Source organism: Hymenobacter setariae (genome assembly GCF_007713685.1).
In the GTDB taxonomy this organism is placed as follows: Bacteria; Bacteroidota; Bacteroidia; order Cytophagales; family Hymenobacteraceae; genus Hymenobacter; species Hymenobacter setariae.
In genome coordinates this window covers 290753-317726 of record NZ_VMRJ01000001.1, presented here as the reverse complement: position 1 = coordinate 317726, position 26974 = coordinate 290753, and the positions used below count along the sequence as shown (strand labels likewise).

General features: G+C 57.1%; 24 protein-coding genes and 1 tRNA gene. 11 read left to right on the top strand and 14 right to left on the bottom strand.

Translation table 11 applies throughout. The annotated features are described in order from the left end of the window. Window positions 1–192: 192 nt before the first annotated feature. Window positions 193–474: a hypothetical protein gene (locus FNT36_RS01325; protein ID WP_144843220.1), complete on the bottom strand. Its 282-nt coding sequence runs from the start codon at window positions 472–474 to the stop codon at window positions 193–195. Window positions 475–934: 460 nt separating this feature from the next. Between FNT36_RS01325 and chrA the strand changes: the two genes are divergently transcribed. Both chrA and FNT36_RS01315 read left to right on the top strand, forming a co-directional pair. Beyond that, window positions 935–2122, top strand: coding sequence for a chromate efflux transporter (gene chrA, locus FNT36_RS01320; RefSeq protein WP_144843217.1), 1188 nt, complete (start codon window positions 935–937; stop codon window positions 2120–2122). A 120-nt stretch (window positions 2123–2242) separates the two neighbouring features. Next, on the top strand, window positions 2243–2962 hold the full coding sequence (locus tag FNT36_RS01315) for a GAF domain-containing protein (RefSeq protein WP_144843213.1): 720 nt from the start codon (window positions 2243–2245) through the stop codon (window positions 2960–2962). Here FNT36_RS01315 and FNT36_RS01310 read toward each other — a convergent pair. From FNT36_RS01310 to FNT36_RS01290, 6 genes are all read right to left on the bottom strand, one after another. Further along, window positions 2959–3492: a GNAT family N-acetyltransferase gene (locus tag FNT36_RS01310; RefSeq protein WP_144843210.1), complete on the bottom strand. Its 534-nt coding sequence runs from the start codon at window positions 3490–3492 to the stop codon at window positions 2959–2961. The genes FNT36_RS01315 and FNT36_RS01310 overlap by 4 nt on opposite strands. An 815-nt stretch (window positions 3493–4307) precedes the next feature. Next, the gene (locus FNT36_RS25290) at window positions 4308–4640 is read right to left on the bottom strand and encodes a hypothetical protein (protein WP_233635587.1); all 333 of its coding nucleotides are present in this window, start codon (window positions 4638–4640) and stop codon (window positions 4308–4310) included. A gap of 1013 nt (window positions 4641–5653) precedes the next feature. Next, on the bottom strand, window positions 5654–5809 hold the full coding sequence (locus FNT36_RS25285; RefSeq protein WP_233635586.1) for a hypothetical protein: 156 nt from the start codon (window positions 5807–5809) through the stop codon (window positions 5654–5656). Between the two features lie 217 nt (window positions 5810–6026). Beyond that, window positions 6027–6099, bottom strand: a tRNA-Thr gene (locus FNT36_RS01300). Between the two features lie 108 nt (window positions 6100–6207). Beyond that, a complete protein-coding gene (locus FNT36_RS01295) occupies window positions 6208–8649 on the bottom strand; it encodes a DUF349 domain-containing protein (RefSeq protein ID WP_144843204.1) in 2442 nt (813 codons plus the stop codon). Window positions 8650–8738: 89 nt separating this feature from the next. Then, complete coding sequence (locus FNT36_RS01290) at window positions 8739–9296, bottom strand: YqgE/AlgH family protein (protein ID WP_144843202.1); 558 nt, start codon at window positions 9294–9296, stop codon at window positions 8739–8741. Window positions 9297–9479: 183 nt separating this feature from the next. On the opposite strand from FNT36_RS01290, the gene FNT36_RS25280 reads away from it, so the two are divergent. From FNT36_RS25280 to FNT36_RS01270, 4 genes are all read left to right on the top strand, one after another. Continuing rightward, window positions 9480–11444, top strand: a complete 1965-nt coding sequence (locus FNT36_RS25280) for a hypothetical protein (RefSeq protein WP_233635585.1) — start codon at window positions 9480–9482, stop codon at window positions 11442–11444. Window positions 11445–11491: 47 nt separating this feature from the next. Next, on the top strand, window positions 11492–12145 hold the full coding sequence (pdxH, locus tag FNT36_RS01280; protein WP_144843200.1) for a pyridoxamine 5'-phosphate oxidase: 654 nt from the start codon (window positions 11492–11494) through the stop codon (window positions 12143–12145). A 127-nt stretch (window positions 12146–12272) separates the two neighbouring features. After that, the gene (locus tag FNT36_RS01275) at window positions 12273–13622 is read left to right on the top strand and encodes a DUF1015 domain-containing protein (RefSeq protein WP_144843198.1); all 1350 of its coding nucleotides are present in this window, start codon (window positions 12273–12275) and stop codon (window positions 13620–13622) included. A 48-nt stretch (window positions 13623–13670) separates the two neighbouring features. Continuing rightward, complete coding sequence (locus FNT36_RS01270) at window positions 13671–14237, top strand: Maf family nucleotide pyrophosphatase (RefSeq protein ID WP_144843196.1); 567 nt, start codon at window positions 13671–13673, stop codon at window positions 14235–14237. Between the two features lie 8 nt (window positions 14238–14245). Here the strand turns inward: FNT36_RS01270 and FNT36_RS01265 are convergent, their stop codons facing one another. The 4 genes from FNT36_RS01265 to FNT36_RS01250 form a co-directional block, all read right to left on the bottom strand. Beyond that, window positions 14246–14896 carry an HAD family hydrolase gene (locus FNT36_RS01265; protein WP_144843194.1) on the bottom strand — a complete coding sequence of 217 codons (651 nt, stop codon included), beginning with the start codon at window positions 14894–14896 and terminating at the stop codon, window positions 14246–14248. 71 nt (window positions 14897–14967) lie between these two features. Next, window positions 14968–15396, bottom strand: coding sequence for an EamA family transporter (locus FNT36_RS01260; protein ID WP_144843192.1), 429 nt, complete (start codon window positions 15394–15396; stop codon window positions 14968–14970). Continuing rightward, entirely contained in the window at window positions 15393–15875 is a 483-nt protein-coding gene (locus tag FNT36_RS01255; protein ID WP_144843190.1) for an HAD domain-containing protein, read from the bottom strand. The genes FNT36_RS01260 and FNT36_RS01255 overlap by 4 nt, the downstream gene beginning before the upstream one ends. Before the next feature lie 388 nt (window positions 15876–16263). Beyond that, window positions 16264–17259, bottom strand: coding sequence for an NAD(P)H-dependent glycerol-3-phosphate dehydrogenase (locus FNT36_RS01250; RefSeq protein WP_144843188.1), 996 nt, complete (start codon window positions 17257–17259; stop codon window positions 16264–16266). A gap of 209 nt (window positions 17260–17468) precedes the next feature. On the opposite strand from FNT36_RS01250, the gene FNT36_RS01245 reads away from it, so the two are divergent. The 5 genes from FNT36_RS01245 to FNT36_RS01225 all read left to right on the top strand — a co-directional run bounded on the left by FNT36_RS01245 (window position 17469) and on the right by FNT36_RS01225 (window position 24782). Then, a complete protein-coding gene (locus FNT36_RS01245) occupies window positions 17469–18125 on the top strand; it encodes an HD domain-containing protein (protein ID WP_144843186.1) in 657 nt (218 codons plus the stop codon). 58 nt (window positions 18126–18183) lie between these two features. Next, the gene (locus tag FNT36_RS01240) at window positions 18184–18441 is read left to right on the top strand and encodes a hypothetical protein (protein ID WP_144843184.1); all 258 of its coding nucleotides are present in this window, start codon (window positions 18184–18186) and stop codon (window positions 18439–18441) included. 267 nt (window positions 18442–18708) lie between these two features. After that, window positions 18709–21300: a DNA gyrase subunit A gene (gene gyrA, locus FNT36_RS01235; protein WP_144843182.1), complete on the top strand. Its 2592-nt coding sequence runs from the start codon at window positions 18709–18711 to the stop codon at window positions 21298–21300. 191 nt (window positions 21301–21491) lie between these two features. Beyond that, on the top strand, window positions 21492–22691 hold the full coding sequence (locus FNT36_RS01230) for a tetratricopeptide repeat protein (protein ID WP_144843180.1): 1200 nt from the start codon (window positions 21492–21494) through the stop codon (window positions 22689–22691). Window positions 22692–23744: 1053 nt separating this feature from the next. Continuing rightward, window positions 23745–24782: a hypothetical protein gene (locus FNT36_RS01225; RefSeq protein ID WP_144843178.1), complete on the top strand. Its 1038-nt coding sequence runs from the start codon at window positions 23745–23747 to the stop codon at window positions 24780–24782. Between the two features lie 134 nt (window positions 24783–24916). Here the strand turns inward: FNT36_RS01225 and hisIE are convergent, their stop codons facing one another. The 3 genes from hisIE to hisF form a co-directional block, all read right to left on the bottom strand. Beyond that, window positions 24917–25615, bottom strand: a complete 699-nt coding sequence (hisIE, locus tag FNT36_RS01220) for a bifunctional phosphoribosyl-AMP cyclohydrolase/phosphoribosyl-ATP diphosphatase HisIE (protein WP_144843176.1) — start codon at window positions 25613–25615, stop codon at window positions 24917–24919. A 19-nt stretch (window positions 25616–25634) separates the two neighbouring features. Beyond that, window positions 25635–26042, bottom strand: coding sequence for a VOC family protein (locus tag FNT36_RS01215; protein WP_144843174.1), 408 nt, complete (start codon window positions 26040–26042; stop codon window positions 25635–25637). 144 nt (window positions 26043–26186) lie between these two features. Then, window positions 26187–26972 carry an imidazole glycerol phosphate synthase subunit HisF gene (gene hisF, locus FNT36_RS01210; RefSeq protein ID WP_144843172.1) on the bottom strand — a complete coding sequence of 262 codons (786 nt, stop codon included), beginning with the start codon at window positions 26970–26972 and terminating at the stop codon, window positions 26187–26189. Window positions 26973–26974 lie beyond the last annotated feature (2 nt).

The window sequence follows — 26974 nt, the reverse complement described above, 5'->3', positions numbered from 1 at the left end:
CCACAGCACATGTCTATAAAAAGGGTTTCCACCGCATAAGTGGAAACCCTTTTTATAGACATGTGCTGCACCCTGCTATCAGGGCTTGGTAGTAAGCCAGAGGTTGCCTTAAAAGCCATTATGTGGCCCGACTGGGCTGCTCAGGTAGCTGTTTAACCCTTATTGGGAAGAAGTGTACTGATAGCTGGGAGTCTATTTGGGCAGGGGCTCTGGGGCCGATGGTGTGGCCGACACTCCTGCGCCAGCGGGCATTGGCAGTACCGCATCTGGCTTTTGCAGTGCCTTCCGGATTGTGGCCCAGATGGTCACAGCTGCTACCAAAAACTGGATAATCATCGACCCCCACTGCTGAATGACAACGGGGTCGGGCGGGGTGAGCTGGTTAACCAGTACGTCGCCAAGCAGGCCGCTGGTGAGAATTTGGGCAAAGTGCCCTGTTTTACTGCTGTTGAATAACATGTCAGTGAGCTGCATAAAAGTAGGAGGAAAAGGTAGAAAATACTTATGTAAGTAGGCTTGCTAGTTGCGTTTTATTATGGTCTTCGTCACTCAACTTCCTTGAAATTCATTGGTATTCAATTCTGTACGAGTAGAATCAAGATTGTATTACTTGCTGATTACTACATTGATAGCAGGTGGTGTCTAGCGTCATACTCAATTTGCGACTGCAAGCTACATACCATTAACATATGAATGTATGTTTTTGTTGCATATTTTTTTATGTAAAAAATATTAATGCTTCCTATAGTATGCATGGTGATATAGTGCCTGAATGAAAGCTATCAATTATGTTGTTGATGGCAAGCGTTAAGTGTAACATGGATGAGTCTAGCCAGCATCAAAGCCGCTAAACGTGCGGGCATGCCGACCTTGTAGGTTGTTTGCTGACCTTCCGGGTTATTATGTTTTCTACACCTAAGAACTGTCTTCCGCAATGCCTACTGCACTAGCCGAGCTGGCCTGGTTGTTTCTCCGCCTAGGTACCACGGCCTTCGGCGGGCCAGCCGCTCATATTGCCCTCATGGAGGAAGAAGTGGTACGCCGCCGCGGCTGGCTTACGCAGCAGCAATTTCTGGATTTGCTTAGCGCGGCCAACCTTATTCCCGGCCCCAACTCTACGGAGTTGGCCATTCATATCGGCTATGAGCGCCGAGGCTGGGCCGGGCTACTAGTGGCCGGAACCTGCTTTATTCTGCCAGCCATGTTCATCGTCATGGTCTTTGCTTGGGCCTACGTGCGCTTTGGCACGTTGCCGGCCCTAGCAGGCGTGCTCTATGGCGTGAAGCCTATGATAGTGGCCGTGGTGGCGCAAGCTCTCTGGAGCCTAGGCAAGTCAGCGCTCAAAACCTGGCATTTGCGCTTAGTGGCCGGAGTGGCCCTTGTGCTAGGGCTGCTGGGCGTAAATGAGTTGTTGCTGCTTTTGGCGGCTGGCCTGCTAACTGGTGGGCTAAGCTGGCCAACGTTACCTCGCAAAACTGTGTCGCCGGCCCTACTCAAATTAGTTGGAGCGGTGGCCGCGCTGGCGCTGCTCCCACTGTTGCTGGGCCTAGGGCCAGGCGGCGCTCCCGCTGCCGGAATTGCCAAGCCGCTGGGGCTGCTGCCACTCGGGTTGGCTTTTGTCAAAATTGGTTCGGTGCTCTACGGCAGCGGCTACGTGCTACTAGCCTTCCTCGATGCTGACCTAGTACAGCGCTTTCACTGGCTTACTCAGGGGCAACTGCTCGACGCCGTGGTGGTGGGGCAAGTGACGCCGGGGCCGGTATTTACAACGGCCACGTTTGTGGGCTACGTGCTGCTAGGCTGGCGCGGAGCGCTGGTGGCTACAGTAGGTATTTTTCTGCCGGCCTTTGTTTTTGTGGGGCTCAGCACTAGGCTAGTAGCACAGTTGCGGCAGTCGCCACTGGCTGGGGCCTTCCTAGATGGGCTAAATGCAGCCTCCTGGGCGCTGATGGCGGCCGTATCGTTTGCGTTGGCCCGCACAGCCCTGCTAGATGTGCCAACTGTGCTGCTGGCCGCAGGCAGTACCTTCCTGTTGCTGCGTTACCGCCTCAATTCGGCTTGGCTGGTGCTAGGCGGGGCTGCGCTAGGCTACAGTCTGCAAGCTATAGGCTGGGCTACCTAAGCGCAGCTAACAATGGTGCTTACTATATGTGCCGATAGGGTGAGACCCAATAGGCGGCCTTGAAGATTTATAAGCTAAGCACTAAATTTGTTTATTATTCTGTCTTCTATCTCTTTCATTATGTCAATAGCTACTCTTGTTCCACCTAATGACCATGAACGCTTAGCTGCCTTGGCGCCTTATCGCGTGCTAGGTACCGCTCCCGACGCTGTTTTCGACGAAGTGGTGCGCCTCACGGCCAAGCTATTCAGTGTGCCCATTGCCCTAGTATCGCTCGTGGATGAAGGCAGTGTGTGGTTTAAGGCAAATTTTGGCCTAGGAGGTGCCGAACGCATAGCCCGTGACGAGAGTATCTGCTCAGTAGCCATTCTAAATGAAGATACTACCATCTATAATGACTTACAGACTGCCCCTTGTCAGCTCACTAAGCCCGGTGTAGCCGAGGCACTACAACTGCGTTTTTACGCTGGCCACCCTTTGCGCGATGAGCAAGGACACAATATCGGGGCCCTGTGCATCATTGACCGCAAGCCTCGGCAGCTAGACATTACGGAGCAAACGCGTTTGCAGGACTTAGCCCAGATTGTAACCCAAATGTTGAAGCTGCGGCTGGCGCTGCACCAGCGCCCTCAGCACGCCAGCGCCACCTGGGTTAAGCTCTACGAGCGCCTTGACTTATCCCTGACGCGCCTCGACACGTTGGCCGAATTGGCCCGTTGGGAAGATTCGCCGACTACTCCGGCCGCCTTGCAGTACCAGCAATCGCGCGAGGAGGAAATAAATCTGGTTACGCAAGTGCTTCGGCAGCAAGTAGCTGAGGCGCTAGCCCTAGCCACTTAGCTCCCGGCTATGGTGTGCCCAGGGCCAATAGTCTCGCGCCGCACCCCATACACCCACTCATCTATAAACTCGCCATTCTTAAACAGCGTCTGGGAAAACTGTGCTTCCAGCAAGAAGCCCGCTTTTTCCAGTACCCGCTGCGAAGCGCGGTTTGTCCCGAAGGGCCGCGCAAAAATGCGCGCAAGGTCGAAAGTGTGAAAGCTATAGGCTACAACCTCGCGCACGGCCCGTGTGCAGATGCCGTGCCCCCAGAAGGACTGGCCCAGCCAGTAGCCCAGTTCCGCATTCTTGCGGTGAATATCGGTCTGCGGATGCAGCGCAATGCTACCTACTGCCTCGCCCGCCACTTCAATAGCAAAAATGCAGCCCGGCACCTGGCTCGTGGCAAATTCTATGTACGCCAAGCCATCGGCCTCGGTATAAGGGTGCGGAAAGATGTCAGCTAGATTGCGAGCAACCGCCGCGTTGTTGGCATGCCTAACCAAGCTGGAGAGGTCGCTAGAACCCCAGGGACGAAGTGTAAAATGCATACTTTAGAGCTGCTAGGGTAAGCCGAAACGCAATGTAAAGGTGTGCACTAGCAGGCGTAGAAATCTACTGCCTTGACTTTATTAACCGCGCTGTGACTACGCAACTAGCATTTTGTGCTCAGTACCCAATATGAAGTAGGCGCGGTGGGAGAGGAGCCGGCCACTATTTTTTAGTGAGGCTGTAATGTTTGACATCCTCGCACGGTACAGATAAGGGGACCCCTAGGGGTTGTTTCTTGTGAAGCTAAAAACCCCGCCCGGTTCGGGTGGGGCTTTTTGGTACTGTGGCTCTGCCCAAGCCGGTTCCTAGGTCAAGTTTCGGCCATGCCTAGCGATGGTGTGGAGGGTAGGCGTCAGCTTGTATACAGTTTTGCTTCTTAGGCAGCATAAGATAATGTCGCTACTACCCTGACATGAGTCAGTGGGTACACTAATAGGCTCAGCAGGAGAAAAGGCTGATATGAATCTGGTTTATCGCCGCATACTTCCTGCCAAAGCCTAAGCGTCGGGGAGCATTATCTACATTATTGGCCCATCATCAGCCAGTCGGTCGATACATCTGGCTACTTCGCTAGCATATCGGTCATAGTCGCATAGTTGGGCGCTGCCGTGCCTTGCAGAATGCAATCCAGCTTGCTTCCTGCCGAGTACCCTAGCCCCTTCGCGGTACTACTAGCATTAAGTTGCCAGTTGCAGCGCGTGTAGCTTAGGATGAGCAGACGTGATTTTTCGTCAACGAAGCAGATGGCAGGGAAAAATACGCCAAGCACGACAGTTGAACTGATTCGATTAGTGTAGGCTGCTCTTGTAAGAAACTACATGGCAAGAACAGTATTACGAAGAACGCAAGCGGCCAAGCCATAGGACAAAGCACGATGACCTTGCGGATTTAAGTGAGAGGCGTCAACATACAACTGAGAGTCAGTTCGCAATAATTGATGGGAGTCCACCCAATAAAGATTGGGCCGGCTCGATAAGCGGTGGTGGAGCAACCAGCCACCAAACCGGCGTAAAATATTATCGCCAGGATTGAGGTCGGGGAAAGGCGACAGGAAGATAAATGCGGTGGCAGGGTACTGCCGCATGCAGCGCTCAAGGGTTTGAAAACTACGGCGGTGTGGCGCCGAAAACAACCAAATAGCAGTCATGAGCAAACTCATAACTGCCATTTGACTATACATCGCCAACGACATAACCCTACAATGGTCTAAGGTCTCCGACGACTCCTTTTCCGGTGGGTTCTTTGCCCATCTCTTTAGCTTCAGCTGTCGTAACAAACGGTACCAGCTTGCGGAGAATTCATGATTACCGATTTGTATGACCACATGGGAGGGGTGCTGAGTCAACAAGGGTTTCAAATGTTGGGGTAGGTCTACGAAACGTGCATGGGCAGTTTGTCCTACTACCTCACCATCTAGCAGTTTTGCAAGCAGCGTAGGAAAGGATTGTTCCGGATTAACCCCATAGCCAGCTACATGACAGCCGCCCACTACCGCTATCCTCAAAGATTTCATAAAGAATTTTATCAGTTCAGAAATAAAGTACTATTAGATAAATGCTAATTATAATGGTTTTTATCTAGGATAATAGGAATAAGCAGATTCTATAGCTTGAAGATACAGGCTTAAGATGAGAGATATTAATACGTGCCGCTACACTATTTGCTCCATTTCTCGGATAGCTGCATATACTGTGCTTCTTGCTACACCGCATTGTTCAGCTGTTATTTTTATTATACGCGCTGTATTCTCGGCATAGTTGGGCTTAGCTAGCAGCGCCCTATAATGCAGTAAATTGTCGCGGTGCGGTAGGTTCTCAGGTTCACAATATCAGCCTGGTAGAACTGCCCTAGGATGCCGGCCTTTTCGAGTTGGTTTAGGAACCCGATAAGCTGCATGCTAAGTATTGATTTGGGCGTCGCATTTGTCGAGGCTAGTGAGTTTGCAACTCGATTAGATTCGTTCCGGATGTTGGCCAGGCCTTGGCAGTGCATCGCCTAGCGCGTCGTAATCAGTCACTTGGGCTGGTACCTGTGCCACGCCCCTCATCAACTAACCATTCTAATAAAGCCCAATTTTCAGTGGCTCGGCTCTAAGGCAATGCGTTGCTCTTCGTCTGGCTGTATCAGCATGGCTACTTCTTAAACCACTTCCTCCACTGCTCAGGCGTTACTGACGTGGTGCGGCCGCTTGCACTTAATCACCACGCGCCGCACCGGCACGGCGCCTCTTCTTTCGATGGCACTGGTGCCGAGCACTAAGCTAGCGTAGCCGCCATAGCCGCCAGTGAAGCCGATGTATGTTCGGATTTCATTCAATGACGTTAGTCAAAGCAAAAAGAATGCTGCCATAAGAACGCAATCGCTGAGCAAACCGTGATAGGTTCAATGGTTAGGCTAGATAAGCACAGCACTATGGCGGCGGGCCCGGCTGAGCGCTATGAGCGACAGCTCACACTATTTGGGCACACTAAACGGCACACCAACAAAAAGGCCGTTGTGAATATTGAATTCACAACGGCCTTTGCCAATTAAGAGCCCCCAGTCGGACTCGAACCAACGACCCTCTGATTACAAGTCAGAAGCTCTACCAACTGAGCTATGGAGGCTTAATCGTGGTGCAAAAGTAAGCACGCCAGACCTTGGTGCCAAAAAAAAACCACTAAAAAAGCGAGTGCCCTCGGGCACTCGCTTTTTTAGTGGTTGAGACTGAGCTACTAGCTACGCAGTTGCTTGAGTTGCTTTTTAAGCTTAGCAACGCGGGCATTGGTTTCGCTCATGCGTCCCTGGTACTCCTGGCGCAACTGGTCAGCATTTTTAGAGCGGCCGAAGAAGTCCAGGTTGGTTTGCAGGGTTGCTACATCATTTTCCAATTCTTGGATTTCGCGGCGCAAGCTGGTTTCCTTACGCGTGAAGGCCTGCTGAGCTTGAGGACGCGCCTTTAAACGAGCTATTTCCAATTGGAAAAGCAAATCCTCGCGGTCGGTTGGCGTGATACCAGCCGTTTGGTCCAAGTACTTGCCCATAAGCGTAAGAAACTGCTCTTCACCACGGTCAGAAGTGCCTGCACCGGGATGGTCGCCGGTAGCGTCAAGCGTTTGCCAGTCGGCTGCTAGGGCCCGGAAGCCTTCTAGGGTACCTGGCTCGGAGGGCGATAGGGCCGCTACTTGCTGCGCAATCTTATCCAAACGAGTAACCTGCTCGGCACTAGCTGCCGATTGACGCTCCTCGCGCTGGCGCGTCTCCTGCTTGGGGCGGTCAAACACGCCGTCGCAGGCGGCCCGGAAGCGCTTCCAGATTTTGTCGGCCTGTTTTTCGGGCACCCGGCCAATATCTTTCCACTCCTTCTGCACCCGCACAATCACGCTGCGCGCCTCCTCGAAGTCGGGATTTTGCTGCGCTGCCTCGGCCTGCTCGATAAGCGCATACTTGGCTTGCAGGTTGGTATTCTTTTCTGAGTCGAGGCTCTTAAAGAATTCATTTTTGTGGTTGAAGAATGCTTTATAGGCATTCCAGTACTGCTTATTGAGCTGGTCGGCTTGGGCGCGGGGCACTGGGCCAGCTGCTTCCCATTCTTTCTTAATCTCCTGCAGTTCATCGGTGCGCGAACGCCACTCGTTTACCCGCTCGGTGGCGAAGTCGGCGAAGGGTAACACGCGGGCCAGTAGGGCCTGCTTCACGGTCAGGTTTTCTTTTTCCTGTGCCGAGCGCACATCTACAAATTCCTTGCGGCGCAGGTGAATAGCCTCGGAGGCAGCTAGGAAGCGCTGCCACAGGGGCTCGCGCTGCTCGCCGGGTACCGGCCCAATGTGTTTCCACTCATCGTGTAGCTTCTTCAGCTCATCTAGGGCCTTGTTGATGCCAGGAGCATCTTTTAGAGCCTCCGCGCGGGCAATAAGGGCTTCCTTGGCCTCTTGGTTGCGGCGGCGGTCTAGTTCCTTCAGCTCATAGAAGCGGCCTTGGTTGGCATAGTAGCGGTCGAGCAGGCCGTGATAGGTGTTCCAGGTTTCCTGGCTATCGGTCTGGGGCACCGGGCCGGTAGCCTTCCAGTCGGCTTGCAGCTGCTTCAGCTTTTGCGAGCTGTCTTTCGTCTCGGCGCTTTCTACCAATTGGCGCAGCTGGCCGAGCAATTCTTGCTTGCGGGCCAGGTTCTGGGCGCGGCTTTGGTCTTCGGCTTTAGCATCGCGAGCGCGGCCTTCGCGGAAGTCCTGCAGGGCTTTGTTGAGCTCGGCTTGGCTAGCTGGGGGCTGGAAGCTAAACTCCTGAGGCGCGTTAGCGTCCTCAGCCAGCTTCTGGCGCGAGGCGGCGCGGGCAGCGGCCACGTTGGTTTCGTATTGGCGATTGAGCTCAAAAATCTGCTGGCGATTGCGGCGCGCGTCGGGGCGGCGCAGCAGGCCCACTAGGTAAGAAGCTTGGCTTTCCAAGTCAAGCTCGGCAAAGTCGGGCGCCGGAGTTTCGGGTACGTAGTGGTCGGCTTCTTCACCTGTTGCTTCTTCCGAATGCTCCGTTTCGGCCGCGATGTGCGCTACCTCCGCCTGGTGCGCTTCGGCGGCCGACTCCGTAGCCGAGGTTGGCAGAGTGGCCACCTCGTCGGGCGTATTGTCGATGTCCTCAGCGCGAGCAAGCGTGTGCACGGGGGCTGCTTCGTCGGCGGGCGCCGTGCTATTGCCTTCCGAGGTCGAAGTGCTCGGCGCGGTATCGTTATCGGCACCAGGGGCCATGTCATCGCCGTAGTGAGCCACGGCCCGAGCCTGTGGCGCCGAGAATTGCTCGGCGGCTACCTCGTTGGGTACGTGCTGGGCCGTTTCGGCCGCGGCAGCTGCTTCGGGGGCTTGTAAGGCATCGGTGGGGGTAGGCGCGTTCACCGGAGCCGGGGCTGGCACACCAGTGGCATCGCTCAGACCCGGCTCCGAAAGCAGTGGGTCGGCCTCAGTTTGCGTGGCTCCGCCCCCGGGGGGCACGGCGGCGGCGGCGGGGGTGTCGCTCAGGGCCGGGGCAGCCGGGCTTGACGCGGCGTCGGGTGTATTAGAAGCAGCTGGCACTTCGCCTTGCTTGGCGCGGATTTCGGCCAAGCGAGCTTCCAAGATGCTCATGCGGTCGGCAGGCGTGCCCTCAGTGGGCGTCGACGAAGCGGGGGTGGGGGTTTCTTCGGGTAGCATAAACAAAAACAAAAGCCGGCTCCCGGCACCGGGCCGGAACGTGAAAAGCAAGGGGCCGAAGCCGGACGCGGGTCAGAAATCGAAAAAAATTAATTGAGGCGGGGGTCAACCGGATAATTGGACAGGGCCCGGAAGCGACCGCCTTTTTCGCGCAAGATGCCCTGCCAGAACGCATCAGACTCCAAAGTAAATACTTTCCCGGCACTAGCGGGCTGCCGAATCCAGGAGCCGCGTTCAATTTCCTCTTCTAGCTGGCCTGCCGACCAGCCCGAATAGCCCACAAATAAGCGGACACTGCTAGGTGCGATAGTCCCGCTGTTTATCAGGCCAATAAGTACGTCGAAGTCGCCCGACCAATACACATCTTGGCCCAGAGGCTGGGCGCCGGGCAGGTCGGCTTGCTGGTGCAAAAAATGCAGGGTGTCAGGTTGTACGGGCCCGCCCACGTGCAGCGGCAGGGCGGCAGCAGGGCTGGCTTCGCCCCCGGGTAGGTCGAGCACCTGCCCGAGAGTGGCCTCCGTGGGGCGGGTGAGGACCAGCCCAAACGCCCCCTCTTCGGGGTGGTGGCGGCAGAGCACCACCACGCTACGCTCGAAGTTGGGGTCGCCTAAGAAGGGCTGTGAAATAAGAAGGGTACCGGGCTTCATGGGTAAGGCAGGGTAACAAAACCAAATCGTGACGGAAAGTAAGCTACGCAAAACGCAGCCCCTAGGGTGTGATAAGCCGCCCACCGCCCGAAAGGGTTCCGGGCTAGGGCACGGTGGGCCGCTACCTTTGCCCGCGCCTGGCCCACCGGCCCGAGGCTTCGCTATCGTTGTTTTGCGCACTTCATGACGTCTCTTGCTTCCGCGCCTCCGGCGGTGGCCGGCGGCCAGCCCGCCGGCTGGCGCTGGCTGCTAGCCGCTGGCCTGCTTCAACTGCTGCTGGTTGGCCGCACCTTTGCCCGCCTGCTAGTGCACCCCGGCCAGTACTTGGTAGTAGACTACTACGATGGCATCCGCAGCTATTACTCGCTGGCTACATTTCTGCGGCAGCCGCTTAGCCAGGGGCTTCTCGACCACGGTACCAATTACCCTTTCGGGGAGTACATCTTCTACACCGACATTGCGCCGGGCTTCAGCATTCCGCTGCACTGGCTGGTGCGGGCGGTGCCGGCGCTGGCGCCCTACGGGCTGTACCTGTTCGACGTATTCATTTTGTCGGGTATGGTGCTGGGCACGCTGCTGCTGCTGAGTATTCTGCGGCGCCTAGGGGTGCCGGGCTGGGTGGCGCTGCTGCTAAGCCTAGCTATGCCTTGGCTAGGGCCGCAGGCTGCGCGCCTAGGGGTGGGGCACTTGGCCTTGTCGTACACGCCGGCCGTGCTAGGTCCCTTGTGGCTGTTGCAAGGCCTTTACGGGGCCTGGCGGGCAGGCCGCCCGCTAGCGCGCTGGTGGCTGGCGCTGGGCCTAGGGCTAATCGCGGCGAGCTGGGTGCATTTCTACTACCTAGGCGTGATGGGGATGTGGACGGGGCTGTTCCTGTTGTTGTGGATAGGCCGTGAGGCCCGCGCCCAGCGCCCTTGGCGCCAACTGGCCGGCTGGGGGGCTGCCGTGCTGGCGGCCACGCTGGTGTTCACGTTTGGGCTGCTACAGGTGCTGGATGCCCGTAGTAGCGAGCGCCCAGCTGGCAGCGATGGCTACGACTGGATAGAGTGGAAATTTCAGTTTACTAGCCTGTTCAAAAGCTACGACTACAACAAAATAAAATTCTTGCTTGAGCGCACAGCCACCGTGCCCTACGAGTCTAGTTCCTACCTAGGTGCCTTTGTGCTTTACGGCCTGGTGGCAGTAGGTGTGCTAGCCGCTGTGCGTTGGTGGCAGCAGCGGCCGCAGGCGGGGGGCCAAGCCCCAGCCACGGCCAGCCCGGCGCTGTTACCAGTGCTGCCGGCCCCTGGCCACCCAACCCGCGATTTTTTGGGCCTGCTGCTGCTGGCCACGCTGCCGGTGCTGCTGGTGGCGCTGGGCGAGGAGATTCACCTCGACAATGACAGCTATGTGCTCAACAACTACCTCAACCCCTTTCTGTGGCTGCATAAGGTCACGGTGCGCGTCACGCAGTTTCGCGCCCTAGGGCGCTTTGTGTGGCCCTTCTGGTGGGCGCTGGTGCTAGGCTTTGCCTGGTACGCGGGCCTGGCGTGGCAGCAGGCGGGGGCACTGCGCCGCCGGGGCTTGCAGGTGCTATGGGTGGTGCTAGTGGGCCTGGCCGTGATTGATATGGTGCACGCTACCAAGTTTTACCGCAATGGGCTTACGCGGGTAAACCTGCTGCGCGAGCCCGCCACCATCGCCGTGCGCGAGCTAGTAGGCTGGCCCGAGCCCGGGCGCTACCAGGCGCTACTGCCGCTGCCATACTGGCACCAGGGCACCAAGGTCGACGACCTTCCCTACCTAGGAGTAGACCCCGATGACCCGCATTGCAACACTGGCTACCAGTTGGGCATCGTCACGGGCCTGCCCCTGATGTCAAACAAAGCCGGCCGCACGCCTGGCTACCAGGCGGCCGAATTGCAGTCTATGTTCCGCCCTGGCGGCCCCAGTCCGGCCCTGCTGGCCCGTCTCGATAAGCGCCCCATCCTAGTGTTTTTGGATACAGCCTACTACGACGGCCGCAACAATTTTTACCGCGAGCAGCTTACACGGTTTCCCGAGGTGCTCGCACTTTTCGAGCGCACGCCCAGCTTCATTCGCGAGCAGCACATGCGCCGCCTGCGCCACCAAGGCAGTTGGTCGCTCTACGAATGGCAGCCCAAGCCCTAGGGTGCCCACTGGTTTCTTTTCCCCCCTCTTTTCGCTCTATCTCGCCCATGACCGACGCCGAACTCGCCGAACTGCGCCAAACCTACGCCCAGCGCACTTTGCTCGAAACCGACGTGCTGCCCGATGCCGTGCGCCAGTTTCGGCAGTGGCTCGACGAGGCCGTGGCCGCTCAGCTGCCCGAGCCCGCTGCCCTCACCCTGGCTACCGTAGATGCGGCCACCGGCCAGCCTAGTACCCGGGTGTTGCTGCTTAAGGGCCTGCCCGACGACGCGGGCTTTCTGTTTTACTCCAACTACGACTCGCGCAAGGGACACGAGTTGGCTGCCCAGCCGCTGGCCGCGCTCAACTTCTTCTGGCCCGGCCTCGAGCGCCAGGTGCGGGTAGAAGGCCGAGTTGAAAAAGCTCCCGAAGACGTATCGACGGCCTACTTCCAGAGCCGGCCGCGCGGCAGCCAGGTGGGCGCCTGGGCCTCGCCCCAGAGCCAGCCCATCGAAAGCCGTGAGGCGCTTGAAGGCCGCGAGCACGATATAGAAGCCCGTTTTGCCGACCAAAACCCGCTGCCGCGCCCGCCGCACTGGGGGGGCTACGTGCTGCGCCCTACGCGCATCGAGTTCTGGCAGGGCCGCCCCAGCCGCCTGCACGACCGCCTGGTATATGAGCGCGAAGGCGAAGGCTGGAAAATTAGTCGCCTAGCCCCCTAGGGTGGTGGGAGTAGGGGTTAATTGGCTTAATGTCCTAGTCACTAGCGTTGAAAAGCTATTGATTATACCACCTGCTTCTCACTACTCAATAATTACGCTTATTATCTAAATTACGTCCATTACGCTTTTGGCTGAAATTCAACCCGTGCGCGGCTGGCGCTATAGCCCAACCCTAAGCGCCGATATCGACGCAGTGGTGTCGCCGCTCTTCGACGTGGTAAGCGTGCGCCAGCGCGAGGCGCTCTATCAAAACCCCTGCAACAGCATTCATCTTTCGGTGCCGCGCGCCGAGGGCGAAGTACCGCCCCACGCCGCTGCCGCGGCGCGGCTGGCCCGCTGGCAAGCCGAGGGCGTGCTGCGGCAAGATGGACTGCCGGGCATCTACGTGTACTACCAGTATTTCCGGCTGCCGGGCGAGGCCCGCGAGCGCTGCCGCAAGGGCTTTATAGCCCACATTCGGGCCTACGACTGGGCCGAGAACGTGGTGCTGCGCCACGAAAACACGCTGCCCGCCGCCGTTAATGACCGGGCCGAGCTGCTGGCCGCCCTGCGCTTTCAGTCTAGTGCCACCCACGGGCTGTACCGCGACGAACGCTTTGAACTCGAGGCGCTCATGGACGAGGCCATTTTGGACCCGCTCTGCCAGACCGAGGAAGACTACCAAGGCGCCCGAGACGTGCTGGCCGTTATTCAGGATGCCTCGACTATTCAGCGTTTTCAGCAAGTGTTGGCGTCGCGGCAGGTCATCTTGGCCGATGGGCACCACCGCTACGAAGGCTCATTGGCCTACCGCCAGGCGCGTGAGCTGGCTGCCGGCCCCGGCGCCTACAGCGGCCGCGAGCCTTGGAACTACCACCTCATGTATCTCACCAATGCTGCTAGCGACGACTTGCGCATCTTGCCTACCCACCGGGTGCTACGCGAGCTGCCAGGCAATCTCAGTGATGAGGAGCTGCTGACCCGGTTAGCTGTTTACTTCACGGTGCTGCCCCAGGCCGAGGCTCAGGACCTGCCCGAGGTGATTGCTGGCCGCCGCTGGGCCTTTGGGCTCTACCTAGGGGGCGGGGCTGCCTACAAGCTGCGCCTGCGCCCCGAGGTGCACGCCGAGCTAAGCTGGGATACGACGCCCGAGGTCAAAGACCTCGACCTGACGGTACTGCATTTCTTCGTGCTCGAAAAAGTGCTGGGCATCGTAGGCCCTGACGCTCAGCGCGCTTGGCCGGGGGTGGCCTACGTGCGTGGCCTGGCCGAGTGCCTGCAGCAAGTAGATAGGGGCGAAGCCCGCGCCGCCTTTCTCACCAATGAGGTCACCATGACCCAGGTCGAAGCCGTGTGTCACTCGGGCGCCGTGATGCCAGCTAAGTCCACTTTCTTCTTTCCCAAAACGCTGGCCGGATTACTCTTCACTAGCTTGGAGGACGGGGCGAACGCGTCGGCTTTTGACCGATATTTCCAGTCGGTGGGCTCTGAGGCATAAAAACTGGTAGTTCTGTTATTTACTAATCACTAAGCGCCCCCTTTACTCTTGAACCTGATTCTTGCCTCCGGCTCGCCGCGCCGCCGCCAACTGCTCACCGACCTCGGGCTGACGTATGAAATCCGCCTGCGTGAGGTCGATGAAAGTTTTCCCGAGCACCTGCGCCGGGCCGAAATTGCTGAGTATCTGGCCCGTCATAAGGCCGAGGCCTACCGCGCCGACCTAGGGGCCGACGAAGTACTGCTCACCGCCGATACCATCGTGTGCCTAGGTGACGACGTGCTCAACAAGCCCGCCGACGCGGCCGAGGCTCGCCAGATGCTGACCCGCCTGCAGGGCCGCGCCCACCAGGTGTACACCGGCGTGTGTCTGCTACCCGGCGACGGCCGCGCGCCCGTCGTATTTGCCGACGAAACCACTGTGCATTTTCGGACCTTGAGCGAAGAAGAAATTGCCTTCTACGTAGCCAATTACCGCCCCTTCGACAAAGCCGGCGCCTACGGCGCCCAAGACTGGTTGGGCCTCGTCGGCATCGACCGCCTCGAAGGCTCGTACTTCAATGTGATGGGCCTGCCCACGCACCGCGTATGGGCCGAGTTACAGGCCTTTCTGTAACCTAGGTCCTAGAGCAAGGTCTGAAAAAACGCATCCGTAAAGTCGGGCGCGAAGTGCAGCACGTTGGGTAGCTCGGTGAAGTCGCTGGCGGGGTGCGTAGTGGTGAGTACCACGGCCTGCATACCAGCGCGGGCGGCGGCTTCCACGCCCTTGGGCACGTCCTCAAACACGAGGCAATCGGCCGGGGCTACGCCTAGCAGTTCGGCTGCTTTAAGAAACGTTTCGGGGTGGGGCTTGCTCAGTGTCACGTCGTCGGCGCTCACGATGGTCGGGAAATACGACCGGAGTTCTAGGCCATCCACCACGAAGTCGATATTAAAGGGGATGGCGGCCGACCCAATAGCGAGCCCAATGCCGCGCGCATGGGCGGCGGCCAGAAACTCGGCTAGCCCCGGTAGTAGCCGCAGGTGCGGCCGAAACTCTTCCTGGTAGCGGGTTTCCTTGGCCAAGGAGAGCTGCGCTACTTCTTCGGCCGTAAAGCGTTCGGTACCAAACATCCGTTCGAGTACTTCGGCATTTTTGCCGTACATCTGGGGCTTCACTTCGTCCCAGGTAAAGTTGCCGCCTAGGTCGTGGTTGAAGATGTGCTGCCAGGCCTTGGTGTGGTAGTCCATGTCGTGGACCATCGTGCCGTTGAGGTCGAAAATAAATGCTTTCATCGCAGGCTAAACCGCCCCAGTGTGTCGGGGTTTAGCAAGTCGCAGTTTGGTAGCGTGGCTCTGCGCTTCGCTTAGTGCCCCCGCGCCAGCAGCGCGATGCCCGCCACTATGAGCAGTAGCCCGCCGGCTTGCCCGAGGGTTAGGGCTTCGCGCAATACTACTAGCCCGAGCACGGCCGCTAGCAGCACCGAGCCGCCCACGATAACTGGCGTGCCCACCGAGGCTGGTACCCCACGCTTAAACACCACAAAGGTTAGTATTTCGGCCAACCCTACACTCAACCCAGCTAACGCTGCCAGCCCCAGGCCCTTGCCCGAAACCGCTAGCGGCTGCCCCTGCAGCTTGAGGCGTACGAGCCATGCTGCGCCCAGGCCGGCAGCCACCAACTGTAGCACTACCGCGCCTACGGCGGGTGGCAGGTGCTCAGCCGCCAGCTTGATAAAGAAATTGTAGCCCGCTAGGCACAGGGCCGTAAACAGGGCCAGGGGAAGCCAGTTCATAGGATAGGTAAGGCCGGGTAGCTGCGCAAGATATGCAGTGCCTGTTGGGTTGCGTCCGCATCCAGACCTAGTAAGGGTTTAGTAATAACGCACCGGCTTTTGATGGCTGGGGGTAAGCCATGCAGCGATAGGTCATCGTCGAGCACAACGTAGTTGGCAAGCGTGCCGTGTGCGGCTACCCACGCTGCAACCTCATCGGCTCGGGAGCCCGCTGGGGGCAGCGTAGTGCGGTCGTTGACCTTGCTGATAGCGGCCGGCGCTAGGCCCCGTATTTGAAAAAACGCAGCCCATTCGGCTAGGGAATGATTGATGCGGTGCGAGGTCGTGAGCACTAGTGCTGCGTTGGTTTCGGCTAAGATGGTGGCGAGGTTCGCCGTGGCACGAGCATCGAATTTGAAGAAGCCATCGGGCTCGTTTTCGACTGCTCGCCAGTGCGGGGTAGTGATTAAGACCCCATCTAAGTCAAGCAGAATAACCATGCTACTAGGTGTTGCGTTTACTTTTGCCCCAAGCGCGTTGGTTAGTCCCCCGGCCTGCGGTAGCCCTTGAAAAAGGGAAACCCCGGCTGCGGTAACAGCTCGGGGTTTCTGAAGTGGGGGTTTTGCGACAACCCTTTCACCTCACACTAATGAAACGGGACAACGCGAAGAAACTACTTGATGCCATCGGTACGGCGGCATTAGTGGGGTTTGCGGGTGGCGTAGCCAAGGCGTTGGCTGGGCTACTTATCACCTACTTATCTCAGTAGTTGGGTAAGGGGTTGGGCCGAGTGCTCGGCCCCTTATTTTCTTCGAGACGGACGCAAATATAACGGATTGGGTCAAAGATTGGTTTTCGAGGTAGTTAGGCAAGTCTGCGTAAGCTTCATTACCTAAGCTTCTCTTTCAAAATCTCTAGTTCTACAGCTGGCGCGATACGCTCATACAACACATTGTACGCTGCCGTAGTAATTGGCATATTCACTTTGAGCTGGCGGTTGAGCTCGTGAATACTTTTTACGGCGTAGTAGCCTTCGGCAATCATGTTCATTTCCAGTTGGGCTGACTTTACCGAGTAGCCGCGGCCCACCATGTTGCCAAAGGTGCGGTTGCGCGAAAACTGCGAGTAGGCTGTTACTAGCAAGTCGCCTAGGTAAGCTGAAGCGGAGAGGTCGCGGGGCTGGGGCGAGATGGCTTGTAAGAAGCGTCTGATTTCCTGCACGGCATTGCTCACCAGCACGGCCAGAAAGTTGTCGCCATAGCCCAGGCCGTGGGCGATGCCGCCGGTGAGGGCTATGATGTTCTTCATCACGGCGCAGTACTCAATGCCGTCTAGGTCAGCGGCGGGGTGGGCGCTCACGTAGCGGTTGCGTAGCAAGTGACAAAAGCTATTGGCCAGCCCACTCACGTCGGGCGAGCCGATGGTGAGGTAGCTCTGTTTTTCGAGAGCCACCTCCTCCGCGTGGCAGGGACCCGCAATGACCCCTAGGCGGGCGGCGGGCAGCCGAAAACGCTCCTGCACGTAGTCGGTCACGAGCACGTTTTTGCCGGGTATCATGCCTTTGATAGCCGACACTACGCCGCTTTTGTGGCGTAGGGCGTCGCGGCCTAGCTTATCGAGCACGGGCTGCACAAAGGCGGCGGGCACGGCCAGCACTAGCCAGTCGGCCTCGGCCACGGCGTCGGTGAGGTCGGTGGTGGGGTAGACCAGGTTGCGGTCGAACTGCACGGCCGAGAGGTAGCGCGGGTTGTGGCCGGTGCGCAGTAAGTGCTGCACATCGTCTTTCGAGCGTAGCCACCAATCGACGCGGGCGCCGTTCTCAGAGAGGATTTTGGTGAGGGCCGTGGCCCAGGAGCCGCCGCCAAGCATGGCAATTTTTTCCATAGGAGAGGGCCGGGGCAATGCGACCCGGCAAACAGGTCAGAAGGGAATTCAGCCCGCAAACTAGCGTGCCGGGCCGCATCTTTGCACGCCAGCGCTTGGCTGTCCAGCGCCCGGCAGCCGGGCGAGTTGCCGTAAAGGCTGCTAGTCAGTGGGTCAGCCCGGCGCGGGCTCGCTCGGCCTTCTCTATAGTTTTACACTACGTCACCGCCATGACCCCAGTTATCGCTGCTACGGCTGCTTTCATCGAAGAAAAATTTCAAGCCGAGGGCTCGGGTCACGATTGGCCCCACATTCGGCGGGTGTGGCACGTGGCCCGTGCCCTAGGTGCCCAAACGCCGGGCACCGACCTCGAAGTAGCCGAACTGGCCGCGCTGCTGCACGATATCGCCGACTGGAAGTTTCATGGGGGCGACTACGAGGCTGGTCCCCGCGCTGCTCGCGCTTGGCTGCTGAGCCAGCAGGTACCCGAAGCCACGGTGGCCCGCGTCGAGCAGGTTATCCGCGAAGTAAGCTTTAAAGGCCTAGGGGTCGAAACGCCCGTGAGCAGTCCCGAAGCGGCCGTGGTGCAAGATGCCGACCGGCTCGATGCCATTGGGGCCATCGGCGTAGGCCGGGCTTTTGCCTACGGCGGCCACAAGGGCCGCCCGATGCACGACCCAGCCACACCGCCCGTGTCGCACGCCGACTTCGAGCAGTACAAGCAAAGCACCGCACCTACGCTCAACCACTTCTACGAGAAGCTGCTGCACCTCAAAGACCGCCTGCACACGCCGGCCGCCCGGCAGCTAGCCGCGCGTCGGCATCAGTTTATGGAGGAGTTCGTGACGCAGTTCCTGGCCGAGTGGGATAGCACTGACGTGAAGTAGCCAGCGGCCCTTACCTACCCAACCTAGGGCGCCGCCGGCGCCCTGTATCTTTAGAGCGATGAAGCTTCGTGTACTCTCCATGTTCGGCCGTGGGCCGCTTTATATAGTGCCCCTCTTGGTGTTGCTGCTAGCCAGCTGCCGCACGTGCCCCATCGATGCGTGCCACGCGCGCAAGGCACACCTGCACAACGGGGTAAAGTACCGGGCTCGTCCTATTTGGAAGATGCAGTACCCAGCCGTGGGGGAGCGTATCAAGCTCAATTCGGAAGGTAAAAATCGCCGCCGGGCCAGCGACCATAGTAAGTCGCTGAAATAAGCGGCGCTATAACGCCTAAAAGTCGGATTACTGATTTTTATGGGGGTAGGATAAGCGCGGGGCCCTAACTCGTGGGGAGGACGAGACAAGCTTTAAAGTGGCGCAGAGGCTAGGAAAACCGGGTTTTTCGCCGTAACTTGCGCGCATATATAAGCAGTAGGCGAGTGGGTGCGTTACTTTCTGTTTTGGAAGCCGGACCGCTACCAACTGCTTTTTTCCGAACCGCGCTGGCAGCTAGCTGCTGTCAGCTAACAGCTTAAATTAAGCATGGCCGAAGGCGAAAAAATCATCCCGATAAACATCGAAGACGAGATGCGCGGGGCCTACATCGACTATTCGATGTCGGTTATCATCTCGCGGGCGCTGCCCGACGTGCGCGACGGCCTCAAGCCGGTGCACCGGCGTGTGCTCTACGGCATGAGCGAGCTGGGCGTGAGCTATACCAAGAGCCACAAGAAATCGGCTCGTATCGTGGGCGAGGTGCTGGGTAAGTACCACCCGCACGGCGACAGCTCGGTATATGACACCATGGTGCGCATGGCCCAAGACTGGAGCCTACGCTACCCCTTGGTAGATGGCCAGGGTAACTTTGGCTCGGTCGACGGCGACTCGCCGGCCGCTATGCGTTATACCGAGGCCCGCCTCAAGCGCATTGCCGACGAACTGCTGGGTGACCTGGACAAGGACACGGTAGACTTCCAGCCCAACTTCGACGACTCACTCGAAGAGCCTAGCGTACTGCCCGCCAAGTTCCCGAACCTGTTGGTAAACGGTACTAGCGGCATTGCTGTGGGCATGGCCACCAACATGGCCCCCCACAATCTGACAGAAGTGGTAAACGGCATTGTGGCGTACCTCGATAATGAGGACATCACGGTGACGGAATTGATGGAGTACATCACGGCGCCCGACTTCCCAACTGGCGGTATCATCTACGGCTACGAGGGCGTGAAGCAAGCCTTCGAAACGGGCCGGGGCCGCATCGTGATGCGGGCTAAGCACCACTTCGAAACCTTGCCCAGCGGCAAGGAGCAGATTATCGTGACCGAGATACCCTACCAGGTAAACAAGGCCTCGATGATTGAAAAGACGGCTGCGCTCATCAACGATAAGAAGATAGAGGGCATTGCCGCCCTGCGCGATGAAAGCGACCGCGACGGCATGCGCATCGTGTACGAGCTCAAGCGTGATGCCTTGAACACGGTGGTACTCAACAACCTGTTTAAGTATACCCAGCTGCAGTCGTCGTTTGGCGTCAACAACGTGGCCTTGGTAAAAGGCCGCCCCATGACCCTAGGGCTGCGCGACCTCATCAAGTACTTTGTCGAGCACCGCGAAGAAGTCATTGTGCGTCGTACCAAGTTCGAGCTGGCTGAGGCGCAGAAGCGGGCGCACATCTTGGAAGGTCTGCTCATCGCCCTCGACCACCTAGACGAGGTAATCAAGCTTATCCGTGAGTCGCGCGACCCCGAAGTAGCCCGCACTGGCCTCATCGAGCGCTTTGCGTTGAGTGAGGTGCAGGCCCGCGCTATTCTGGATATGCGTTTGCAGCGCCTCACCGGCCTCGAGCGTGATAAGCTAGTGGCCGAGTACGAGGACCTGATGCGTCTCATCGACCGTCTGAACACCATTTTGGCTTCGGAAGACGAGCAGCGTGCGCTTATCAAGAGTGAACTGCTGGAAATGCGTGAGCGCTACGGCGACGCGCGTCGCACGAGCATCAACCACACCGGTGGTGACTTCTCGATGGAGGACATGATTGCTGACGAGGCGATGGTGATTACCGTTAGCCGCGAAGGATATATCAAGCGTACTAGCCTCGACGAGTACCGGACCCAGGGCCGGGGTGGGGTAGGTGCCCGCGGTGCCGGCTCCAAGCAGGATGACTTTACCGAGCACTTGTTCGTAGCTACTACCCATGAGTACCTGCTCATCTTCACCGAGCAGGGCCGTATGTTCTGGCTGCGGGCCTATGAAGTGCCCGAAACGGCCAAGACCAGTAAGGGTACGCCGTTGCAGAACCTCATCGACAAGCCTAAGGAAGATGCCGTGCGCTCGGTGCTCAACGTGCGCAACCTGCGCTCGGCCGACTACCTAGAGAACACTTTCCTCATGTTCTGTACCGAGCAGGGCACGGTGAAAAAGACCCCACTCGAAGCGTATTCGCGTCCTCGGGCGGCGGGCATCAACGCCATCACTATCAACGAGGGCGACCGTCTGCTCGATGTACAGCTGCTCACCGGCAACTCGCAGGTGATTCTGGCGTCGCGCTCAGGCCGGGCCGTGCGTTTCCCCGAAGAGAAAGTGCGCCCCATGGGCCGCACGGCAGCCGGGGTGCGTGGCATCTCGCTGAGTGAAGAAGCTGCCGACAACGATAAGGTGGTGGGTATGGTGTGCGTGGCCGAAGGCAGCGGGGAAGAGCTATTGGTAGTAAGCGACCATGGTTACGGCAAGCGCTCGGCGCTGGAAGAATACCGCATCACCAACCGCGGCGGTAAAGGGGTGAAAGCCATGCAAATCACGGAGAAAACCGGTAAGCTGGTGAGTATTCAGGCCGTTACCGATGCCGATGACCTTATGATTATTAATCGGTCGGGTCTCACTATCCGCTTGAGCATGAGTGAGCTGCGCACTATTGGGCGGGCTACCCAAGGCGTGCGCTTGTTCAAGGTGGCGGCCAATGACGAGATTTCGTCGGTAGCTAAGGTAGCTGCCGCTGAAGTCGAAGAATTGGACTCTTTAGCTGAAGGTGCTGCTAGTGGCGACCTAGCGGCCGGTGATGTCGAGGCAGTTGCTGATGTGGCCGATGTCACACTGGAGCCCGGCGATGCCGACTTGGACGCAGAAGACCAGGCATAAACTTTGCTGAGGTACTAGGGGAGGGGCAGCCGGTTTACGCGGGTTGCCCCTCTCTTTGGCCCAGCTTATGGAACAGGATTTTAAGTAGATTTTTCTGGTAACCGCCCAGATAACTCTCCGTAAACGGGCCGTGTTCGTTTGTCAGATGGGTGTAGTTTTGCCCCGTCATCATTTTTTTCTTTCCCTTCCCCATGAAAAATTCATTCCTGACGCTGGCCGCCACGGCTGCGCTTATGGTAGCTGTTGGTGCCGTTTCGCCTGCCCAAGCTCAGAGTTCGGCTATCACCAATGCCATGCTCAGCCAAAAGTCCGGCCAGCTAGATAAGGCGCTAGAAAGCATTAACCAGGCCGTAGCTAGCGATAAGACCAAGGATAAGGATAAGGCCAAAGCCTGGTTTACGCGAGGTGAAATTTACGCGCAGTTGCTCAACCCAGCTACGCAAGCGCTGTATACCAAGTATACCAAGGACATGCAGCCTGGCGAGCCACTGCAAAAAGCGGTCGAATCGTATAATAAAGCGTTGGAATTAGACGGTCCCACGGGTGAATACGGCAAGCAAGTACCTGGTCAGTTGAACAACCTGTACGGGCTCGCATTCAACGCGGGTGTTGCCGGCTACCAGGCCAAGGACTACGACAAAGCACTGTCTAACTTCCAGTTGGCATCTAAAATAAATCCGCAGGATACAACGGCAGTGCTCTACAGCGCTTATACTCAAGACGCCAAGCAGGATTATGCCGGGGCAAAAGCTAGCTACAACCAGCTGCTAGGATTGGACGCGTATAAAAGCAAGCCTGCGCCAGTGACGGTGTACACGCGTTTGCTCTCGATTGCCCGTGAAGAGAAAAACGAGGCTGATGCCAAAAAAATCGTGCAGCAGGGGTTAACGGCGTATCCCAACAATAAGACGTTCTTGATTGAGGACCTCAACATGTCGATGGGAACCAACGGCGGAGCCGGTGCTTTGGAAAAAATCAACAAAGCAATTGCTGCTGATCCATCAAATGCTAACCTGTACGCGGTGCGGGCTGGTATTTACGATGCGCAGAAGAAGTCGGACCTAGCGCAGGAAGACTACAAAAAGGCTATCTCGCTAGACCCAAACAACTTCGATTCCCAGTACAACATGGGTATCTACAACTACAACAAGGCTGCTGGGCTCTACACTAAGGCCAGCAAAATGGACTTGAAGACTTATCAAGCGCAAGGCAAAAAAATAGAGGCCGACGCTAAAAAATATTTCGAAGCCTCAGTGCCGTATTTCGAAAAGGCGTTGGAACTGCAGCCAAATGACCGTAGCTCGGCAACGGCCTTGCAGAAGGTGTACCACCGCCTAGGTCGCTCGGCTGACTCGGAGCGAATGAATGCCAAACTGCAAGCGATGAAGTAAGCATTCGCTTTTAGTATTTAAAAAGGCCCGGCTAGTTGCCGGGCCTTTTTTTGTCTCTGTTTGGCTAGGTAGGGAGGGCTTGATAGGCTAGTGACCGGCTTAACAAAACTCAACTTAACATAATATAAATTATAAGACAAATTATAGTGCTTATTTCTAGGGCACTTAGATATTAAAAGCTCTTGTGAAAGAAGCCCTAGTTGTAAGGCAGCAAAATCATTTTTGTCGTTAGTTCGGAGTGAATAGATTTGACACCTAGCACTCTTAGCATCTAGCATCATTCTAGTGAAAATAGTTTGTACTGTATTGCCATTAGATAGACTAGGCGTAGGCTGAACCGTAATAAATCTTTCTATGTGGTGGCCATGTGGTCGTTGGCTACGTTTAGTTTGAAGCGCTGTTGGATACCTAGGAGGCTATTATGCGTCTGGACGCAGGGCGGGTAGAATTGACCGCCAGTTTTTATTTTACTGCTTGTCCTAATATACAATCGTTGTTAACCTAAGCGGACCTAAGAATCAGTGTGTCCTGTGTGCCAGCTATAGATGAGCCTTGCGAATAGCTACGGCGCACTAGGCACTTAAGACACTTGTGTATTCTGTATCATATAGGCACATTGAGGTAGTTGCAGCTCAGTTGCTGGCGATTGGTGGTAGATGTGTTAAGGGTTGGCTGGAATGCTAAGAGATAATTGATTATTGGTCTCTTGAGAATAGTGTCTCTTCGGAAACCGAAGTAACTCCTGCTGCGGCCACCTTGAGTCTCATGGGTATTAATTATAGTATGGGCGCTTAGGGATGTAATTGTGAGTAAGAAATGTAGTATGAGGTATAAGTGTGGTATAATAAGATGGGGTTACCCCCTACTCTATTTAAGCTGCATCAGTTAGCACATAATTAAGGATATTAGCTTTTAGTACTATAAAGTATAAAAAAGTTTTAAAATAGATAAATATTTTGGACTTTTTTATACTTTATAGTACTATTATAGAATAACCTTTGTTTATTTACTACGTTAAGTTTTCTCTCTCTGCTAACCACAACACCCGTTTTTATGCCTAAACTTATAGACTACCCCCGTACTAGCTATACCGGAGCCTGGGAAATCGCTGAAGTAGTAGATGATACTGGAGGAAAATGCGCCCTTGAAACCTGTGCCCGCAAACTCAACCGGAAAGTCAGTGGCTCCTTTAAGGCTATCATAGGCTCAGCTGTCAAGTTTGGCTTATTGACTAGCAAGCGGGAGATGCTAACAACAACGACCCTTTTCCGACGCATCAAGCATGCATATGATAAGCAAGAGGAATTGGTATTCCACCGCGAAGCCTTTTTAACGCCGCCTCTATTCACACAACTCTGCCGCAAATTCCGCTCGCGCGAGCTACCTGCAGCAATGCTCGATGTGCTTTTAATTCGAGAATTTGATGTAGAAGAGATAAACGCACAAAGCGTAGCGAAGGCCTTTATTGATGGAGCATGCATGGTCGGCATTCTTGATGAGAACAATATCGTAGCGGATATAGACCAACTCGCCGCACAACAGCCACCCCGGCGAGAACTCGCTAGCCCACCACCCGCTGGTAATATCTTCCGTCAATCACCAGCGCCTGCTGTGCCCGCCGCAGACGACAACGATGAGGACGACGCACCCGATACAAATGATGCCAACAGCGAACCCGAAACAACGGGTTCCTTAGTAGCAAGCACAGTACATACACCTCTTCCTAAACCAACGGCACCCAACCGGACACCCTTGCCAGCGCCCCGGCCCGCTCCAGCAGCAACCACCGATGCAATAGCACACTTGTTTGGCTTCAATTCGACGCCTAGTACCCCGACTACAACTACAGAATCTGCTCCACCAAGGCTTACACCACAAGCTATACCTGCTACAGCGCAAGCAACGCCTGTAGCCATTAGCTCCGAGCCACCTATTACCCCGCCCCTAGCCCAAGCAGGTACAGCCGATTTACTATTTCGTATTCAACTAGTGGGGCCAGGGCTCAACACTCAACTAGACGTGGTCGATATAGATGACCTAGCTTTAGTGCGGGCATTACTCGATAAAATAGAGCGACGCCTTAAGCAATAAGTTAAAACACTAGTAAGCAGCGTATTTAAACGCTATCTACTTATTATGTTAAGTTGAATACTCTTTAAAGTAAAAGCCCTCTCCAACTTAATGGAGAGGGCTTTTACTTTAAAGAGTATGGCTATGCCCACATCCTAGTCGGGCAACGGACGACGCTGGCCCGCACCAATAGTCTGGTGGCGCTGCCGTAGCACAGCTAGCATCTCATCGAGCGAGGAACCACTGGCCCGTAGTAATACCAACAGATGGTACACTAAGTCGGCGGCCTCACCAGCTAGGCCGGCTTTATTACCAGCCATCGCGTCGATAACGGTTTCGACGGCCTCCTCCCCCACCTTTTGGGCAATACGGGCCAAGCCTTTCTCAAACAAACGCACTGTATACGAACCCGGCTCCTCGGCCGGAAACTGCCGCCGCCGCTCGATGAGTTGGTCCAGCTCAGCTAGGAATCCTACAGCGGGAGCAGGCGACCCCGCTCCTACTACAACGCCGCTACCAGCCGCGACAGGGGCAACCGTTGTGGCTAGCTCCGCATCAAAGCAACTGGTAGTACCCCGGTGGCAAGTGGGACCAGCCGGATGGGCACGCACCAACACCGTATCCTGGTCGCAGTCAATATGCAGGCTCTCTACCTGCAAGTAGTGGCCACTGGTTTCGCCCTTGGTCCAGAGACGCTGCTTGGAGCGCGAGAAAAAGGTAACGCGGCCCTCAGCCTGCGTTTTAACCCAGGCTTCGGCATTGAAATAGCCCAGCATGAGTACTTGCCCGGTGGCAGCGTCCTGCACAATAGCAGGCACAAGCTGGTCGGGCATTTTTTGAAAATCTAAGTCCATATACTAACTACTAAGCCGGCTAGGCCGGCTGGGGTTTGGGTTGCAGCAGGTCCCAGAGGTTGCCGTAGAGGTCGGCAAAGACAGCAACCGTGGCGTAGACTTCGTCGCGGGGCGTTTCCTGGAAAGCCACCCCGCGAGCGGTGAACTGATGGTAATCGCGCCAGAAGTCATCGGTGTTTAGAAAGAGAAATACCCGGCCACCAGTCTGGTTACCCACCCGGCTTTGCTGCTCGGCGCCCTCGGCTTTAGCCAGCAACAAAGCCGGACCAGCACTATCTGTATCCGCTGGAGCCACCAGCACCCAACGCTTACCAGGACTCAGGGGCGTATCGGCCACCAACCGGAAGCCCAGCTTTTGGGTGTAAAAGGCAATAGCCTCGTCGTAGTCGTGCACCAGCAGGGCCACATGGGCGAGTTGTTGAGTCATAAAAGCGAAAAACCAGCACTAGTTGGTAGCACAAAAGTAACCGGGTGCTAGGTATACCGAATCCTAGCCACTCAGCCTACAGGCCCCTAGGAGCGCGCCAGCCGACCTAGGAAGCCCTGCCAACGCCCCTAGGTTGGCTTCCCTCTACCCTACTGGTCGCATGGCCACGCCCTCGGCCAGCAGGTAGTTTTTGAGGCCAGCCACCGACAAGTCGCCGAAGTGAAAAACGCTGGCCGCCAGCGCGGCTTCAGCGCCACCAGGCAGCAGCACGTCGCGGAAGTGCGGCGCGGCCCCCGCCCCACCCGAGGCAATAACCGGTACCCCCACAGCCGCTGACACGCCTCGCGTGAGCCCTAGGGCATAGCCGTCGCGGGTACCGTCGTGGCTCATGCTGGTGAGGAGAATTTCGCCCGCGCCGCGCTCGGTGGCTTCGCGGCACCACGCTACGGCCTCGCGGCCGGCGGGATGGCGGCCACCGTGGGTGAACACCTCCCAGGCTTCATCGGCCGGGCTGGCGGCGGCTTCGTTGGTTTGACGGGCATCTACGGCCACCACGATGGCCTGCGAGCCGAAGCGGCGGGCCAGTTCGTCAATCAGGCCGGGCTCGCGCAGCACCGAAGAATTAAGACTAACCTTATCGGCGCCACTCAGCAGCAGCGCCTCCACGTCGGCCACCGCCCCAATGCCGCCACCCACGGTGAAGGGGATGTTGACCTCACGGGCCACGTTGCGCACCAATTCGATGAGGGTGCGGCGCTTTTCTACAGTGGCCGTGATGTCGAGCAGCACTAGCTCGTCGATACCCTCTTGGGCGTAGCGCGCGGCCAGCGCCACGGGGTCGCCGGCGTCGCGCAGGTTCACGAAGTTGGTACCCTTCACGGTGCGGCCATTCTGCACATCGAGGCAGGCAATGAGGCGTTTGGTTAACATCT

What these genes read in the sequence shown, in the direction of transcription:
- FNT36_RS01325 (WP_144843220.1), bottom strand. Translation starts at nt 474, where the DNA reads ATGCAGCTCACTGACATGTTATTCAACAGCAGTAAAACAGGGCACTTT.
- chrA (WP_144843217.1), top strand. Translation starts at nt 935, where the DNA reads ATGCCTACTGCACTAGCCGAGCTGGCCTGGTTGTTTCTCCGCCTAGGT.
- FNT36_RS01315 (WP_144843213.1), top strand. Translation starts at nt 2,243, where the DNA reads ATGTCAATAGCTACTCTTGTTCCACCTAATGACCATGAACGCTTAGCT.
- FNT36_RS01310 (WP_144843210.1), bottom strand. Translation starts at nt 3,492, where the DNA reads ATGCATTTTACACTTCGTCCCTGGGGTTCTAGCGACCTCTCCAGCTTG.
- FNT36_RS25290 (WP_233635587.1), bottom strand. Translation starts at nt 4,640, where the DNA reads ATGACTGCTATTTGGTTGTTTTCGGCGCCACACCGCCGTAGTTTTCAA.
- FNT36_RS01295 (WP_144843204.1), bottom strand. Translation starts at nt 8,649, where the DNA reads ATGCTACCCGAAGAAACCCCCACCCCCGCTTCGTCGACGCCCACTGAG.
- FNT36_RS01290 (WP_144843202.1), bottom strand. Translation starts at nt 9,296, where the DNA reads ATGAAGCCCGGTACCCTTCTTATTTCACAGCCCTTCTTAGGCGACCCC.
- FNT36_RS25280 (WP_233635585.1), top strand. Translation starts at nt 9,480, where the DNA reads ATGACGTCTCTTGCTTCCGCGCCTCCGGCGGTGGCCGGCGGCCAGCCC.
- pdxH (WP_144843200.1), top strand. Translation starts at nt 11,492, where the DNA reads ATGACCGACGCCGAACTCGCCGAACTGCGCCAAACCTACGCCCAGCGC.
- FNT36_RS01265 (WP_144843194.1), bottom strand. Translation starts at nt 14,896, where the DNA reads ATGAAAGCATTTATTTTCGACCTCAACGGCACGATGGTCCACGACATG.
- FNT36_RS01260 (WP_144843192.1), bottom strand. Translation starts at nt 15,396, where the DNA reads ATGAACTGGCTTCCCCTGGCCCTGTTTACGGCCCTGTGCCTAGCGGGC.
- FNT36_RS01255 (WP_144843190.1), bottom strand. Translation starts at nt 15,875, where the DNA reads ATGGTTATTCTGCTTGACTTAGATGGGGTCTTAATCACTACCCCGCAC.
- FNT36_RS01250 (WP_144843188.1), bottom strand. Translation starts at nt 17,259, where the DNA reads ATGGAAAAAATTGCCATGCTTGGCGGCGGCTCCTGGGCCACGGCCCTC.
- FNT36_RS01245 (WP_144843186.1), top strand. Translation starts at nt 17,469, where the DNA reads ATGACCCCAGTTATCGCTGCTACGGCTGCTTTCATCGAAGAAAAATTT.
- FNT36_RS01240 (WP_144843184.1), top strand. Translation starts at nt 18,184, where the DNA reads ATGAAGCTTCGTGTACTCTCCATGTTCGGCCGTGGGCCGCTTTATATA.
- gyrA (WP_144843182.1), top strand. Translation starts at nt 18,709, where the DNA reads ATGGCCGAAGGCGAAAAAATCATCCCGATAAACATCGAAGACGAGATG.
- FNT36_RS01230 (WP_144843180.1), top strand. Translation starts at nt 21,492, where the DNA reads ATGAAAAATTCATTCCTGACGCTGGCCGCCACGGCTGCGCTTATGGTA.
- FNT36_RS01225 (WP_144843178.1), top strand. Translation starts at nt 23,745, where the DNA reads ATGCCTAAACTTATAGACTACCCCCGTACTAGCTATACCGGAGCCTGG.
- hisIE (WP_144843176.1), bottom strand. Translation starts at nt 25,615, where the DNA reads ATGGACTTAGATTTTCAAAAAATGCCCGACCAGCTTGTGCCTGCTATT.
- FNT36_RS01215 (WP_144843174.1), bottom strand. Translation starts at nt 26,042, where the DNA reads ATGACTCAACAACTCGCCCATGTGGCCCTGCTGGTGCACGACTACGAC.
- hisF (WP_144843172.1), bottom strand. Translation starts at nt 26,972, where the DNA reads ATGTTAACCAAACGCCTCATTGCCTGCCTCGATGTGCAGAATGGCCGC.